At 70.7% G+C, this 14,088-nt stretch carries 16 protein-coding genes and 1 pseudogene; 11 read left to right on the forward strand and 6 right to left on the reverse strand.

What is annotated here, in order from left to right; genetic code table 11:
• Positions 1–73 precede the first annotated feature (73 nt).
• Together ACFXI4_RS00220 and ACFXI4_RS00225 are read left to right on the forward strand one after the other, a co-directional pair.
• On the forward strand, positions 74–1,684 hold the full coding sequence (locus ACFXI4_RS00220; RefSeq protein WP_384986749.1) for a penicillin-binding transpeptidase domain-containing protein: 1,611 nt from the start codon (positions 74–76) through the stop codon (positions 1,682–1,684).
• Between the two features lie 103 nt (positions 1,685–1,787).
• A complete protein-coding gene (locus ACFXI4_RS00225; RefSeq protein WP_384986751.1) occupies positions 1,788–3,452 on the forward strand; it encodes a penicillin-binding transpeptidase domain-containing protein in 1,665 nt (554 codons plus the stop codon).
• Positions 3,453–3,458: 6 nt separating this feature from the next.
• Here ACFXI4_RS00225 and ACFXI4_RS00230 read toward each other — a convergent pair whose 3' ends face one another.
• Complete coding sequence (locus ACFXI4_RS00230) at positions 3,459–3,806, reverse strand: SsgA family sporulation/cell division regulator (RefSeq protein WP_362714629.1); 348 nt, start codon at positions 3,804–3,806, stop codon at positions 3,459–3,461.
• Positions 3,807–3,989: 183 nt separating this feature from the next.
• Between ACFXI4_RS00230 and ACFXI4_RS00235 the strand changes: the two genes are divergently transcribed.
• The 6 genes from ACFXI4_RS00235 to ACFXI4_RS00260 all read left to right on the forward strand — a co-directional run bounded on the left by ACFXI4_RS00235 (position 3,990) and on the right by ACFXI4_RS00260 (position 8,987).
• Positions 3,990–5,036 (forward strand): energy-coupling factor ABC transporter permease, encoded by a 1,047-nt coding sequence (locus ACFXI4_RS00235; protein ID WP_384986753.1) that lies wholly within the window; start codon positions 3,990–3,992, stop codon positions 5,034–5,036.
• A gap of 1 nt (position 5,037) precedes the next feature.
• The gene (gene cbiQ / locus ACFXI4_RS00240; protein ID WP_362714633.1) at positions 5,038–5,799 is read left to right on the forward strand and encodes a cobalt ECF transporter T component CbiQ; all 762 of its coding nucleotides are present in this window, start codon (positions 5,038–5,040) and stop codon (positions 5,797–5,799) included.
• Entirely contained in the window at positions 5,787–6,563 is a 777-nt protein-coding gene (locus ACFXI4_RS00245) for an energy-coupling factor ABC transporter ATP-binding protein (protein WP_384986756.1), read from the forward strand. Before cbiQ ends, ACFXI4_RS00245 begins: the two co-directional genes overlap by 13 nt.
• 53 nt (positions 6,564–6,616) lie before the next feature.
• Entirely contained in the window at positions 6,617–7,078 is a 462-nt protein-coding gene (locus tag ACFXI4_RS00250; RefSeq protein WP_384986758.1) for a MarR family winged helix-turn-helix transcriptional regulator, read from the forward strand.
• A gap of 200 nt (positions 7,079–7,278) precedes the next feature.
• Positions 7,279–7,683 carry an organic hydroperoxide resistance protein gene (locus tag ACFXI4_RS00255; protein WP_384987397.1) on the forward strand — a complete coding sequence of 135 codons (405 nt, stop codon included), beginning with the start codon at positions 7,279–7,281 and terminating at the stop codon, positions 7,681–7,683.
• Between the two features lie 134 nt (positions 7,684–7,817).
• Positions 7,818–8,987 carry a serine hydrolase domain-containing protein gene (locus tag ACFXI4_RS00260; protein ID WP_384987399.1) on the forward strand — a complete coding sequence of 390 codons (1,170 nt, stop codon included), beginning with the start codon at positions 7,818–7,820 and terminating at the stop codon, positions 8,985–8,987.
• Between the two features lie 96 nt (positions 8,988–9,083).
• Here ACFXI4_RS00260 and ACFXI4_RS00265 read toward each other — a convergent pair whose 3' ends face one another.
• From ACFXI4_RS00265 to ACFXI4_RS00280, 4 genes and pseudogenes are all read right to left on the reverse strand, one after another.
• The gene (locus ACFXI4_RS00265; RefSeq protein ID WP_362729749.1) at positions 9,084–9,359 is read right to left on the reverse strand and encodes a DUF1876 domain-containing protein; all 276 of its coding nucleotides are present in this window, start codon (positions 9,357–9,359) and stop codon (positions 9,084–9,086) included.
• Between the two features lie 79 nt (positions 9,360–9,438).
• Positions 9,439–10,320 (reverse strand): NAD(P)-dependent oxidoreductase, encoded by an 882-nt coding sequence (locus ACFXI4_RS00270; RefSeq protein WP_384986760.1) that lies wholly within the window; start codon positions 10,318–10,320, stop codon positions 9,439–9,441.
• Between the two features lie 102 nt (positions 10,321–10,422).
• Positions 10,423–10,560 (reverse strand): annotated as a pseudogene (locus ACFXI4_RS00275) (EamA family transporter); the annotation flags it as partial.
• 86 nt (positions 10,561–10,646) lie between these two features.
• Positions 10,647–11,501, reverse strand: coding sequence for an EamA family transporter (locus ACFXI4_RS00280; protein WP_384986762.1), 855 nt, complete (start codon positions 11,499–11,501; stop codon positions 10,647–10,649).
• 128 nt (positions 11,502–11,629) lie between these two features.
• On the opposite strand from ACFXI4_RS00280, the gene ACFXI4_RS00285 reads away from it, so the two are divergent.
• The gene (locus tag ACFXI4_RS00285) at positions 11,630–11,791 is read left to right on the forward strand and encodes a hypothetical protein (protein ID WP_384986764.1); all 162 of its coding nucleotides are present in this window, start codon (positions 11,630–11,632) and stop codon (positions 11,789–11,791) included.
• A 144-nt stretch (positions 11,792–11,935) separates the two neighbouring features.
• On the opposite strand, the gene ACFXI4_RS00290 is transcribed toward ACFXI4_RS00285, so the two are convergent.
• A complete protein-coding gene (locus tag ACFXI4_RS00290) occupies positions 11,936–12,166 on the reverse strand; it encodes a heme-binding protein (RefSeq protein WP_384986766.1) in 231 nt (76 codons plus the stop codon).
• A gap of 456 nt (positions 12,167–12,622) precedes the next feature.
• Here ACFXI4_RS00290 and ACFXI4_RS00295 point away from each other — a divergent pair, with 456 nt between their 5' ends.
• Positions 12,623–13,186: a GNAT family N-acetyltransferase gene (locus ACFXI4_RS00295; protein ID WP_384986768.1), complete on the forward strand. Its 564-nt coding sequence runs from the start codon at positions 12,623–12,625 to the stop codon at positions 13,184–13,186.
• A 182-nt stretch (positions 13,187–13,368) separates the two neighbouring features.
• The gene (locus ACFXI4_RS00300; protein ID WP_384986770.1) at positions 13,369–14,052 is read left to right on the forward strand and encodes a maleylpyruvate isomerase N-terminal domain-containing protein; all 684 of its coding nucleotides are present in this window, start codon (positions 13,369–13,371) and stop codon (positions 14,050–14,052) included.
• The last annotated feature ends 36 nt before the right edge of the window (positions 14,053–14,088 follow it).

A 14,088-nucleotide genomic window follows, 5' to 3' on the forward strand; every position in this document is an offset into this window, starting at 1 on the left:
AGTGCGCTTCACGGCATGCTTTTGAACGCGTTCACAAAATGCGGCAAAAGCTCACGGGGAGGGGATTCGCACCATGCGCAAGGGGGTCAGGGCGGCCATCATCGGCAGCGTCTGCACCGTGATGGTGGGCGGGGCCGGATACGGCGCCTACAACGTGCTGTCGGCGTTGCACGGTGACGACACACCTGCCGTACGGACCGGGCCGCCCACCGCGGACGAGGTCGAGGACACCACGCGGAAGTTCTTCACGGCCTGGGAGAACGGCCGGCCGGCCTCGGCGGCGGCGCTCACGAACGACGCAGCCGACGCCGAACCCGTGCTGACCTCCTTCAGCGACGTCGCGCACATCAAGGACGTGCACATCACGGCCGGCAGGGCGACCGGAGCCACCGTGCCGTTCAGCGTGAAGGGGACGGTGTCCTACGGCGGGAAGTCCAAGCCGCTCGCCTACCGGAGCACGTTGAAGATCGTGCGCGGCGAGACCACCCACCGCGCGCTCGTCGACTGGGACCCGTCCGTGGTGCACCCGGATCTGAAGCGCGGGGACACCCTGTCCACCGGTGAGGCGGCGAGCCCGCCGATCGAGGCCGTCGACCGCAACGGCACGGTCCTCAGCAAGGACAAGTACCCCTCCCTCGGCCCGATCCTGGACGAGCTGCGCAGCCGCTACGGCGACAAGGCGGGCGGCACCCCCGGCGTGGAGCTGGTCATCCAGCACGCGTCCCAGGAGTCCGCCGACACCACGCTGCTGACCCTCGCGGCGGGCCGGGCGGGCAAGCTGCGCACGACGCTCGACGCGCGCGTGCAGGCCGCCGCCGAGTCCGCGGTGGCCAAGTACGCCGAGTCGTCGGTGGTGGCCGTCAAGCCCAGCACCGGCGAGGTGCTCGCGGTCGCCAACCACCGCGAGGACGGCTTCAACGCGGCCTTCCTCGGCGAGCTGGCGCCCGGCTCCACCATGAAGATCATCAGCGCCGCCACCCTCATCGACACCGGGATCACCTCGATGAACGGCCCGGCGCCCTGCCCGCCGACCGCGACCTGGCAGAGCCAGACCTTCAGCAACCTCAAGGGACTCCAGCCGGACCTGAAGGCCAGCCTCTCGGACAGCTTCGCGCGGTCCTGCAACACGGCGTTCGTGAAGTACGCGGACTCCGTCCAGGTCGACTCGCTCACCAAGGAGGCCGAGGACCGTTTCGGACTCGGGCGCAACGACTGGAAGGTCGGCATCCCGAGCTTCGACGGTCGCGTCCCCGCCTCCGGCGGCCCGGACACCGCGGCCAACCTCATCGGCCAGGGCCAGGTGCAGATGAGCCCGCTGAATATGGCGTCGGTGACGGCGACCGCGATGACGGGAACGTTCCGGCAGCCGGTGCTCGTCTCGCAGAAGCTGGACGACCGTGAGCTGGCCACCGCGAAGGGCCTGTCGGGGAACACGGTCGGCCAGCTGCGCGCCATGATGAACCGCACCGCGACCAGCGGCACCGCGGCCGGGGTGATGAGCGGGCTGCGTGGCAGCATCGGCGCCAAGACGGGCTCGGCGGAGGTCGACGGGCAGACCAAGTCGAACAGCTGGTTCGCCGGCTACCGCGACGACGTCGCGGCCGCGGCCATGACGCAGGACGGCGGTCACGGTATCGACGCGGCCGGGCCTATTGTCGCAAGCGTGCTACGGATCGGTGGCTGACGTCACTCCCCCGGTGCGGGACTCTAGGCTGTTGCAGTCGTTGGGGTGCGTGAGGGCTACGGGGCGGCGGGGACCCTGGGGAAGTGCGCGGAGGAACGGAACTGTGGGCAAGAGAAGGCGCGTCGTCGAACGCCGGAAGAAGAGACCCGCCGTCATCGGCGGGGTGATCGCCGTCGTCGTCGGCGGTGTCGGCCTCGGCGGCTACGCGCTGTACGGCGGCGGGGCGGCCGACGCGGCGTCGAAGGCCGCTTCCAAGCCCGTCAAGACCGGCCCGCTGTCGGCGACCGAGGTGCAGACGACCGCGCGTACCTTCCTGACCTCCTGGCAGCAGGGCAAGGTCCCGCAGGCCGCCGCCGTCACGGACGACGCCAAGGCCTGCGTCAGGCTGCTCACCGGTTACGCCAAGGACGCCCACATCACCGGCGTCAAGCTCACCGAGGGCACGCGCACCGGCGCCAAGGTCCCGTTCTCGGTGAAGGCGACCGTGTCGTACAAGGGCGTCAGCAAGCCGCTGTCGTACGACTCCTCGTTCAGCGTCGTCCGGCGCACCGGCGACGGCGAGCCGGTGGTGAACTGGCACGCGGCGGTCGTCCACCCCGACCTCGCGGACGGCGACACCCTGGCCACCGGCGAGTCCGGCGCCCCGCCCATCAAGGCCCTGGACCGCGACGGCGGCGAGATCACCACCGCCAAGTACCCGTCGCTGGGCACGGTCCTGGACGGACTGCGGGAGAAGTTCGGCAAGAAGGCCGGCGGCAAGGCGGGCGTCGAACTGCGCGTGGTGCGCGGCGCGGCGTCCGAGAAGGCGAAGCTGTCCGACAAGACCGTCCTGGAGCTCAGCAAGGGCACGCCGGGGACGGTGAAGACGACGCTCAGCCCGACCCTGCAGGCGGCCGCCGAGAAGCAGGTGACCACGCAGAAGAACGCTTCGGTCGTCGTGATGCGCCCCTCGACCGGCGAGATCTACGCCGTGGCCAACTCCAGCCACGGCTTCAACGTGGCCTTCCAGGGTTCGCTGGCCCCCGGCTCCACGATGAAGATCGTCACCTCGACGATGCTGTTCGAGAAGGGGCTCATCACCCCGGGCGCCTCCCATCCCTGCCCCAAGACGTACAAGCTGGCCGGGTGGACGTTCCACAACGACGACGACTCGGAGATCAAGAAGGGCACGTTCAAGATGGCCTTCGGGGCGTCCTGCAACAACGCCTTCATCAACTTCGCGCCCAAGCTGTCCGACAGCGACCTGACGACCGAGGCGCAGCAGGTCTACGGCCTCGGCATGAACAACTGGGCCATCGGCGTCCCGACCTTCGACGGCTCGGTCCCGGTGCAGAGCGGCGCGCAGATGGGCGCCTCGCTGATCGGGCAGGGCGGCGTGCGCATGAACCCGCTGAACATGGCGTCGGTGGCGTCCACCGTCGAGGCCGGCACCTTCCACCAGCCCTACCTGGTCTCCCCCACGGTCGACAACCGGACCCTCGCCAAGGCCTCCCGCACCATGTCCGCCAAGACGCAGTCCGAGCTGAAGGAGGTCATGCAGTACACGGCGGCGTACGGCACGGCCGCCAAGGCGATGGCCGGTCTCGGGCCGGACTACGGCGCCAAGACCGGCTCGGCGGAGGTCGACGGACAGAAGAAGCCGAACGGCTGGTTCACGGCGTACAAGGGCGATCTGGTGGGCGCGGGCGTGGTCCAGGCGGGCGGCCACGGCGGCGACACGGCCGGGCCGATCGTGGCGGCGCTGCTGAAACTGGGGTCGTCGCTGTAGGCGGCGCTAGCCGGCCACGGGCGTGGCCAAGTAGGTGCGCCTGAGGAAGCGCAGCAGCGCCTTCGACTCGAACTGCACCACCGACGTGCCGTGGTCGGAGTGGAACTCCACGACGGCCTGCACCCGCCCGAGCGGCCACACCCGTACGTCACCGCTCTCCGCCGGCGCCCTGAGCCCCTGCTCCAGCAGGGCGCGCGAGAACGTCCACTCGTCCGTCCCGGGCAGGTCCACCCGCACCGACCGGGGATCGTCCTCGGGGTCGTAGCGCAGGATGACGGGCACCGCGCCCGGGTCCTCCCGCTCGTCCTCGTCCGTGACGATGTGAACTCGCGCGTACTGCTCGACTACAGACATCGGATTGCCCTTTACGCTCCGTTACCTTCGCGAAAGCTGTGCATCCGCTTCCTCTCCAATGTCCCACATTTCACAGAATGCGCTTGTGGGGCCACTGGGCCCGGGCCGGGGACCGCCTCGATGTGCGATAAACGACTCCCTCGCTCTTGCAAAAGCTTCGCAACAACACATTAAAATCGAACGGTGCATGTACCTGACGGATTCATCGACGCCCCCACCTCGGCGGTCACCGCGGTGGTCGCCGCCGGCGCGCTCGCCATGAGCCTGCGCGGCGCCCGCCGGGAACTCGACGAGCGCACGGCGCCGCTCGCCGGCCTGGTGGCGGCGTTCATCTTCGCCGTACAGATGCTCAACTTCCCCGTCGCGGCCGGAACAAGCGGCCATCTGCTGGGCGGCGCGCTGGCCGCGATACTCGTCGGCCCGTACACCGGCGTGCTGTGCGTGTCCGTGGTGCTGCTGATGCAGGGCATCCTGTTCGCGGACGGCGGCCTGACCGCACTCGGCGTGAACATCACCGACATGGCGATCGTGACGACCGTCGTCGCGTACGCCGTCTTCCGGGGCCTGCTGAAGGTCCTGCCGCGCACCCGGCGTTCGGTGACCGCCGCCTCCTTCGTCGCCGCCCTGCTCTCCGTCCCGGCCGCCTCCGTCGCGTTCACCCTCATCTACGCGATCGGCGGCACCACCGACGTGTCCATCGGCAAGGTGGCCACCGCCATGATCGGTGTGCACGTCCTCATCGGCGTCGGCGAGGCCGCGATCACCGCGCTGACGGTCGGTGCGGTCGTCGCCGTGCGTCCGGACCTGGTCCACGGGGCGCGCGAGCTGCGGCAGGGGCTGAAGCTGCGCGTGAACGGCGTGCTGGTGGACGCACCCCCGGCGCGGCCCGTGCCCGCGGCGGCGCGCACCTCGCGGCGCACGCTGTGGATCACGGGACTCGTCACCTCGCTGGTCCTCGCCGGGTTCGTCAGCTTCTACGCCTCGGCGAACCCGGACGGCCTGGAGAAGGTCGCCCATGACAAGGGCATCGACGTGAAGGCCGAGGCGCACGCCTCCGCCGGCTCGCCGCTCGCCGACTACGGCGTCAAGGACGTCTCCGACGCCCGGCTCTCCGGCGGCCTCGCGGGCGTCATCGGCGTCGGCGTGACCGTCGTCGCGGGCAGCGCGGTGTTCTGGGCGGTGCGCAGGCGCCGGGGCGCGGCGGCACAAACGCCGTCCGAGGCACTCTGACATGGGCGCGGGACACGCCCACCGGCTCTACCGGCACGCGCACTCCCCGGTGCACGCGCTTCCCCCGCACACCAAGCTCGCCGCCGCCTTCGCCTTCGTGGTCGTCGTGGTCTCGACACCGCGTACGGCGATGTGGGCGTTCGCCCTGTACGCCGTGCTCCTCGCGGGAGTCGCGGGGCACGCGCGCGTGCCCGCCGCCTTCGTCCTGCGCCGGCTGCTGATCGAGGTGCCCTTCGTCGCCTTCGCGGTGCTGATGCCGTTCGTGGCCGAGGGCGAGCGGGTCGACGTCCTCGGCCTCTCGCTCAGTGTGAACGGCCTGTGGGGCGCCTGGAACGTGCTCGCCAAGGGCACCCTCGGCGTCGCCGCCTCGGTCCTGCTCGCGGCCACCACGGAGCTGCGCGAACTGCTCCTCGGGCTCCAGCGGCTCAGGCTGCCCCCGCTGCTCGTCCAGATCGCCTCCTTCATGATCCGCTACGGCGACGTCATCACCGACGAGATGCGCCGGATGCGGATCGCGCGGGAGTCGCGCGGCTTCGAGGCCCGGGGCGTGCGCCACTGGGGCGTGCTCGCGAAGTCCGCCGGCGCCCTGTTCATCCGCTCCTACGAGCGCGGGGAGCGCGTCCACCTGGCCATGGTGAGCCGCGGGTACGCCGGCTCGATGCCGGTCATCGACGAGGTGACCGCGTCCCGGGCGCAGTGGTCCCACGCCCTCACGCTGCCCCTGTCCGCCCTTGTCGTCTGTGTGTTGGGATGGGCCCTGTGACCGACGTTCCCGCCTCCCTGGAGGTCTCCGGCCTCGCCTTCGCCTATCCCGACGGGCACCAGGCCCTGTTCGGCGTGGACTTCGCCGTCACGCGCGGCGAACGGGTCGCGCTGCTCGGGCCGAACGGTGCCGGCAAGACCACCCTCGTGCTGCACCTCAACGGCATCCTGAGCGGCGGCACGGGCACCGTGACCGTGGCCGGACTGCCGGTCGGCAAGCGGCACATGGCGGAGATCCGGCGCCGGGTCGGGATCGTCTTCCAGGACCCGGACGACCAGTTGTTCATGCCGACCGTGCGCGAGGACGTGGCGTTCGGGCCGGCCGCGGCCGGCCTCAAGGGCGCCGAGCTCGAAGCACGCGTGCGTACCGCCCTGGAACGGGTCGGCATGGCCGGCTTCGCCGAACGGCCGCCGCACCACCTCTCCTTCGGCCAGCGCCGCCGGGTCGCCGTCGCCACCGTCCTCGCCATGGAACCGGAGATCCTCGTCCTCGACGAGCCCTCCTCCAACCTCGACCCGGCCTCCCGCCGCGAACTCGCCGACATCCTGCGCTCCCTGGACGTCACGGTCCTCATGGTCACCCACGACCTGCCCTACGCCCTGGAGCTGTGCCCGCGGTCCCTGATCCTGAGCGACGGCACGATCGCCGCCGACGGCCCCACCGGTGAACTCCTGTCCGACGACACCCTGATGCGGGCACACCGGCTGGAACTGCCCTTCGGCTTCGACCCGCGCGCGGCGACAGCCGGCCGCGGCCGTGCGTGACGCGTTTGCGTGACGACCGTCCGGCGCGTCCCCGCCTCCGTGACAATGGGCGGGTGACGCATCAAGAGGACACGGCACCGCCACGACTGGACGACCAGCTGTGCTTCGCGCTGTACGCCGCGCAGCGCGCCGTGACCGCCGCCTACCGTCCGCTCCTCGACGACCTCGGGCTCACCTACCCGCAGTACCTGGTGCTGCTCGTGCTGTGGGAGCGGGGCGAGACCACGGTGAAGGAGCTGGCCGGCATGCTCCGCCTCGACTACGGCACGGTGTCGCCGCTGCTGAAGCGGCTGGAGGCGGCGGGCCTGGTGCGCCGGGCACGCTCGGAGTCCGACGAGCGCTCGGTGCTCGTCGCGTGCACCGGGCGGGCGGAGGAACTGCGGGAGCGCGCGGCGCGCGTACCCGGCACCCTGCTCGCGACGACGGGGCTCGACGGTGCGGACGTCGCACGGTTGCGTGAGGAGCTGCGGGTGCTCGCGGACCGGGCGAGCGGCACGGCCTCGCGCTCCGCGTAGCGGCGCCCCCGCCTCGCCCCCACCTGTTACCCGCTGTTACCCGCTGTTTTATCCCCCTCGCGGTCCAAAGCCTTCCTACCGGTCGACACCTTGTGCACGATGTACTTGCACACCATCGTGTTGCCCACCATTGTCTCCGCCCTGGGGGAGGTCCCGCCGTGACCGAAGGCGCCACCGTCGACACCCGTCCGACGAAGATCATGTACGTCGCGGAGGCGACCGCGCACGGTGGCCGGGACGGATATGTCACCAGCCAGGACGGCCAGATCGAGCTCAGGGTCGCGATGCCTCCGGAGCTGGGCGGCGACGGCAACGGCACCAACCCGGAGCAGCTGTTCGCGGCGGGGTACAGCTCCTGCTTCCACAACGCGCTGATCCTGGCCGGCAACCGCGAGGGCTACGACCTGACCGGCTCCGCGGTCGCCGCCAAGGTCGGCATCGGCCCCGACAAGCGGCGCGGCTACGGTCTCGCCGTCGCGCTCAGCGTCTCCCTCCCGGTGCTGGACGCGGACATCGCGGCGAAGCGGGTGGACGCCGCCCACGAGGTGTGCCCGTACTCGAACGCGACCCGCGACAACATCGACGTGACGATCGTGCTCGGCTGACCGCGCGCCCGGCCCGCTCCACTGAGGCACAGCTCACGCCCGTACGACCCCGGTGCCGAGGAATCGCGGGCCCCGCGGGGGCGTTGGTCCGAGCGGTGCAGGCGATCTGAAGGGACGTGGCGGCCGTGGCGGACGTGGACGTGAAGGGCACTGTGGCCGAGGGCTTCGAGCCGGTCAGGGACGCGTTCGCGAAGAACTTCGAGCTGCTCGGGGACCGGGGCGCGGCGGTCGCCGTGTACCGGGACGGGCACCGGGTCGTCGACCTGTGGGGCGGCGCCCGGGACGTCGACGGGGACGCCGGTGAGGCGCCCTGGGAGCGCGGCACCGCCCAGATCGTGCGCTCGGCGACCAAGGGCGTCGTGGCCGCCGTCCTGCTGCTTCTGGGGCAGCGCGGGGAACTGGACCTCAACGCCCCGGTGGGCGATCACTGGCCGGAGTTCAAGGCGGCCGGCAAGGAGCGGACCCTGGTACGGCAGCTGCTCGCACACAGCGCGGGCGTACCGGTGCTGGACCGGCCGCTCACGCCCGCGGAGGCCGCCGACCCCGACCTGGGCGCGGCCGCGGTCGCGGCGCAGGCGCCGGTGTGGGAGCCCGGCACCGATCACGGCTACCACGCGCAGACGTACAGCTGGCTCACCGGTGAGCTGGTGCGGCGGGTGACCGGGCGCGGCGTCGGCGAGTGGATCGCGGACGAGATCGCCGGACCGGTCGGTGCCGAGCTGTGGCTCGGGCTGCCGCAGGCGGAACAGGCGCGCGTGGGGCGGGTCGGGCCCGTCGCGGCCCCGGAGGCCGCCGGCGCGCTGCGGACCCGGCCCAAGCGGGCCGTCTCCGAGGCGTACGCCGACCCCGGGTCACTGACCCGCCGGGCGTTCGGCGCGATCAGCCCGCTCCCGGACGAGAACGACCCCGGCTACCGCGCGGCCGCCCTGCCCGCCTCCAACGGCATCGCCACCGCCGACGGCCTGGCCCGCTTCTACGCCTCCCTCATCGGCGAGGTCGACGGCGGCCGGCGGCTGTTCACGCCGGAGACCGTGGAACTGGCGCGCGGCGAGCGGTCGGCGGGGCCGGACCGGGTACTGGTCGTCTCCACCCGCTTCGGGCTCGGCTACATGCTGCACGGCAGCGCGTCCCCCCTGCTCTCCGCCGCCTCCTTCGGCCACCCGGGACGCGGCGGCGCGCTCGGCTTCGCGGACCCCGGGTCGGGCATCGCCTTCGGCTACGTCACCAACGGCTTCCGCAAGAGCGTGACCGCGGACGCGCGGGCGCAGGCGCTGGTACGGGCGGTGCGCACGGCACTGGCGTAGGCACCGCCACCGTCACCACCGCGCCCGCCCCAGCACCCCGGGACCGCGCCCCAGGGCCCCAGGAAGCGCGCGGGCACCCCCGTGCGCCCGCGCTCCTCACACGTTGATCGGATGCGAGTGCCGTCCGGAGTCCGCGTCGATCTCGCCGTGCGCCTTGCTCAGCAACTGCATGGCCAGTTCGTTCAGAGCGCGGGCTCCCGCGATCTCCTCCCCGACCCTGGGCTGGTTGCTGTCGGATTCATGACGGCTCGCATGCCCGTGCGCGCGAATCTCGGTGCCGTCGGCCAGACGCACCAGGGCCACCGCGCGCGTGTGCGTGTCGTCCTCCAGGAACTCCAGCTCGACATGCCATCCCACAGCGGTCTGCATCATGGGGACCACCTCCGCAATCGCTGCTTCCAGGGTGCTCCCTCAAGGCCGGGGCCGTCACGTCGGCACCGGCCCGCGCGGGTCACCTGTCGTCGAAGCTGGCGAAGTACGCGGCGACCATGTCCTCGTCGGCGTGGCCCTGCGCGGCGGCGCGGGCGAAGCGTTCGGCCGCCGCCTCGGCGATGTCGAGGCGCACGCCGTGGCTCGCGCCGGCGGCGACGATCAGCCGGGCGTCCTTCCCGGCGGTGTCCACCGCGAAGGACGGCGGGGTCAGCCCGCCGTCGAGGATCAGCGCGGCCTTGGCCCGCAGATAGCCCATGTCGAGCGGGCCGCCCGCGATCAGGTCGAAGAAGCTGTGCGGGTCGACGCCGAGGCCCTGGGCGAGGGCCACCACCTCGCCGGTGGCCGCGGTGGCCGCGAGGACCCAGCTGTTGGCGACCAGCTTGAGCCGGGTGGCGGCGGCCGAGGAGCCGTCGTCGCCGGTCCACAGCGTGCGGGCGCCGATGGCGTCGAAGACCGGCGCGACCGTCTCCCGGCCCTGTTCGGGACCGGCCGCCAGGACGGTCAGCTGCCCGGCCTCGGCGGGCTGGCGGGTGCCGAGGACCGGGGCGTCGTAGAAGACCAGGCCGTGCTCGCGGGCGAAGGCGGCCAGTGCGGGGATCTGGTCGAGTCCCACGGTGGTGGACTGCACCCAGACGGCTCCGGGCCGCAGCGCGCCGGCCGCCTCGCGGACGACCTCCAGGACGGTGCCGCCGTCGTACAGCATGGTCAGCACGACGTCGGCGCCCTCGACGGCTTCCGAGGGGGTGTCGGTGACCTGCGCGCCGTCGGCGGCGAGGGGTTCGGCCTTGGCTCGGGTGCGGTTCCACGCCCGGACGGTGTGCCCGGCCTTCAGGAGGTTGCGGGCCATCGCGGCGCCCATGATCCCGGTACCCAGAAAGGCCACGGTCGGCTTGTCGGTCATGACGTCTCCCTGTGCTCGTACGTTCCGCACGCCAGCTTGGCGTACGCGAGACCGTCCGGCGCGCGGTCCGGCCCCGTTTCGGACGGTCGCGGCGCCCGGTGTCTAACCGGCGTGCAGCATCAGCCCGATCCCGACGACCAGGAGCCCGGCCGCCGCGATCCTGGGTGCCCCGAACCGCTCCTTGAAGAACACCGCCCCGATGGCCGCGCCCACGATGATCGATGTGACCCAGAGGGCTGCTCAGGGCTGCATCTGCAATGAGCAAGCGGTATCCGTAGTCCGAACGGCTTCTCAGCGCACGGCCTGGCCCCTGTCGGCTCGGGCGCTCAGGTGTGAGCGAGTTGGAGCACGGCGATGCCGACCACCACGGTGGCACTCGCGGCCAGTCGTCGGCCGCCCAGTCGCTCGTGGAAGAACACGGCACTGAGCAGCGCGGCGATGACGATGCTGGTCTCGCGGAGTGCGGCGATGGACGCCAGGTCGCCGTGGTCCTGCGCCCAGACCACCAGTGCGTACGCGGTAAGTGAGAGCAGCCCACCGGTCAGCCCGCGTATCGGGGCGTCACCCAGCCGGTGCCGCAGTCCGCGCCCGGCCAGCGCGAAGGCACCGGCACAGAAGAGCATGCCCTGGAGCAGGAAACCCCAGGCTATGTAACCGAAGACGCTGTCCGAGCGCCGTACGCCCGTACCGTCGACGACCGTGTACGAGGCGATCATGACGCCGGTACCGAGGGCAGCAATCAGGGCCGGCAACTGGGTGCGGTCCGGCAAGCCGTCCGCCAGAGCAAGGGCGACCAGACCGGCGGAAATGACCAGGACCCCGGTGAGTGCGCGGGCCGACAGGTCCTGGCCGAGAATGCTCACCGAGACGACGGCAACGAGCATGGGTGCGACACCGCGCGCCACCGGGTACATCTGGCCGAAGTCACCGAGCTTGTACGCTTGGAGCAGCAGGGTCTGATAGGCGCTCTGGAGCACGGCCGAGGCCACGATGAAGGGCCAGGCAGCGGAGCCTGGGAGCGGCGTGAAGCAGACCCAGATCGCACTGACGCCGACGAATGCGAAGCTGATCAGGGTGAAGCCGGCGAGCTTGTCCGGCATCGCGTGCGCCAGTGCGTTCCACAGGGCGTGCAGCACTGCCGCGGCCAACACCACTACGGGCACGGCAGTGCCGGCTTGCATGAACACACCCATGAGCGTCGACCGTTCCAGAAGCTGAAAAGGTAGTCCGGGCCCCTGATCGCGCAGGGCAGAGACCATCATGCCCCCACCCGCAGCTCTGGCTGCACAGACCCCGCTGTCACCCGATCATGCAGCAGCCTCGATCCTTCCTGGCCGCCGATGGCTACACCTCGCCGGCTTGGCGGGTGTGGCCACTCGCAGTGCCCGAAGAACGTCTTGGCCTCTACCTCATCGCGGCCTGGCTGGTGCTGGCTGCGGCGGCGCGCCTGTTCTCCGTCCGGCGTGACTGAGGCGAGCGTGAGGCCGCGAACCTGAGCAAAGCCCCGACCAGCCAGGCCCAACTGTCTGTTGAGCCAAGCATTGTTTCGCGCGCGATCCGAAATCGCCCCCGAAGTTCTCCAGCATCATCGCGGTCGGCATCATCGGGATCGGCATCATTTCCGGCCGTCTGAACGGTTCTTCTGCCACCGCTGCACCGCCGATTGCGCGGCCTCTTCGTCTTCAAGAGCATGGGCACCGGATGCGCCTGCGGCACCGAGGATCAACTCACCGTCCGTGACCAGAACACCGCCGGCCCACTGGGCGAAGTCGCCGCCGTAGAGGTGTTGGATGCTGTCGACGATCCCCCCGGGCAGGTCGATCAGGCCGGAGGGCTTCAGTGCCAACAGCGCAGTGCACACCCTGGCCACGGCCACGGCCAGCGGAGGGAAACCTCGCTCCGCACCGACCGCCAACGCGGCTTGCACTATCCAATCTGCCTCGGCCAACTTCAGCCCAGGAAGGCGCGAAGTGTCAGACACGAACGCGAAATTATCGGCGACAGCTCCAGGAGTCAGAGCAGACGCCACTCCACGCGCGGCAACCGTCCACGCCCACGGTAACCAACCCTGACGCGCGCCGCACACCGCTCCGACCACACCGAGGACGGTTCAGCCAGCCCGCTGACCGGCGAAGTTATTGCGGCAGGAACGGCAGTTGACCGATGTCAGCGTGCACGCGGCGAACCGCGGTCCGGTGGTGGGATCATGGGGCTTGACCTGGGCGATCTCGTATAGGGCCCCGTCACGGGACAGCACCGGTCGCGGGGTCTGGCGCCTAGGTCTCTACGTAGTATCTGCTATATGACGATCAACGTACGCAGGGCTCGACCCGGGGATCACCCAGCGATCCTGTCCCTGATGGACAAGGCCCGCGGACTGGGGCTCAGCGATGAGGAGCGGGCGCGTCGAGGCTTTGTGCAAGGCACCCTGACGAGCGAACTCCTCAACCGTTTCCAGGATGGCCCAGGCATCTTCGTCGCCGATGCCGCGGGGGAACTCGCCGGGTTCGCGATCACGAGCGAGCCGGGCTGGTTCCCGCCACAACACCCGGCTGCGGCAGCCGTCGCAGCGGTCACCAAGGCGGCAGACGGACGCGACCTGGGCAGGCTCTTCCTTTACGGCCCCGTCGCGGTCGACGAACGTTTCCAAGGGCGTGGGGTGCTGACGAAGCTACTCACGGCGCTCAGCCACGCTCTGATGGATGACTTCGACCTCGCTGTTGCGTTCGTCGAGACAGCCAACGAGCGCTCCCTGGCCGTGCACCGGCACTACGAGATGGCCGAGGACGCCCACTTCCAGGCGGGCGGACGCACATACGTGGCCTTCACCTTCTCGCCGGCGGCTTTCGCACAAGGACAGTCCTGACGCGTGGGCGGACGAGGCTGCCGGTTCAGGCAGAGGGCCCAGAGCGGAGCGAGTCCGACGACCTGGAGGAGTGCCGACTGAACCGCTCCGGATCTGATGGAGGCTCCGGACTGTCCCGAGGCGGTTCACTCGCGCAGCGTCGCGGATGCGTGCCTGTGCCCAGGCCCGGTAGTTTGATCAGTATGGAGCAGGGGTGGGTCCTTGAGTCATTTCACCTTGAGGCGGGGCAGCTCGCGCGGGCGATGGCCGGGGTCTCAGCGGCCGAGTGGCGTCTGCCGACGCGGTGTGTGCCGTGGACGGTGAGCGACTTGCTGGCTCATGTCCGGGTGGTGATTGCTTGGCTGCCGGGCATGCTGGCGGAGCCGGCGCCGACACGTGCCGAGGTCTCGGCAGCGGAGTACTACCGGCCCGACGGCCGTTTCGCTCCGGACACCAACGCGGCCCGGATCACCCTGGCTCAAGAGCATGCGGCTGAACAGTTCAGCGGTGCCGCGCTCGCCGACGACTTCAACACCACTTGGCAACAGGTGGACCGACTGTGCCGGGCCGAGCCCGACGACCGTGTGGTACGCACCCGGCACGGCGATCCGATGCTCCTGTCGGAGTTCCTGCTGACGCGCGTGGTCGAGGTCGCCGTGCACGGCCTGGACCTGGCCGATGCCCTCGGGCGTGAGCCATGGCTGACTTCCCAGGCCGCAGATTTGGTGCAGAGTCTTCTGCTCGGCCCAGATGGGGCGGCCACACTGGAAAAGCTTGGATGGGGACAACTTCGCTTCCTGCGCAAGGCGACCGGGCGCGAGCCGATCACCGGGGAAGAAGCATCGGACGCCAGCCGTCTGAACATCCGGTGGCTCACGCTGGGTTGAGAGCGTCCCGCCACTGACGCCAGCCCAACGGCAGAG

This window comes from Streptomyces sp. NPDC059224, from assembly GCF_042754285.1.
Classification (GTDB): Bacteria; Actinomycetota; Actinomycetes; order Streptomycetales; family Streptomycetaceae; genus Streptomyces.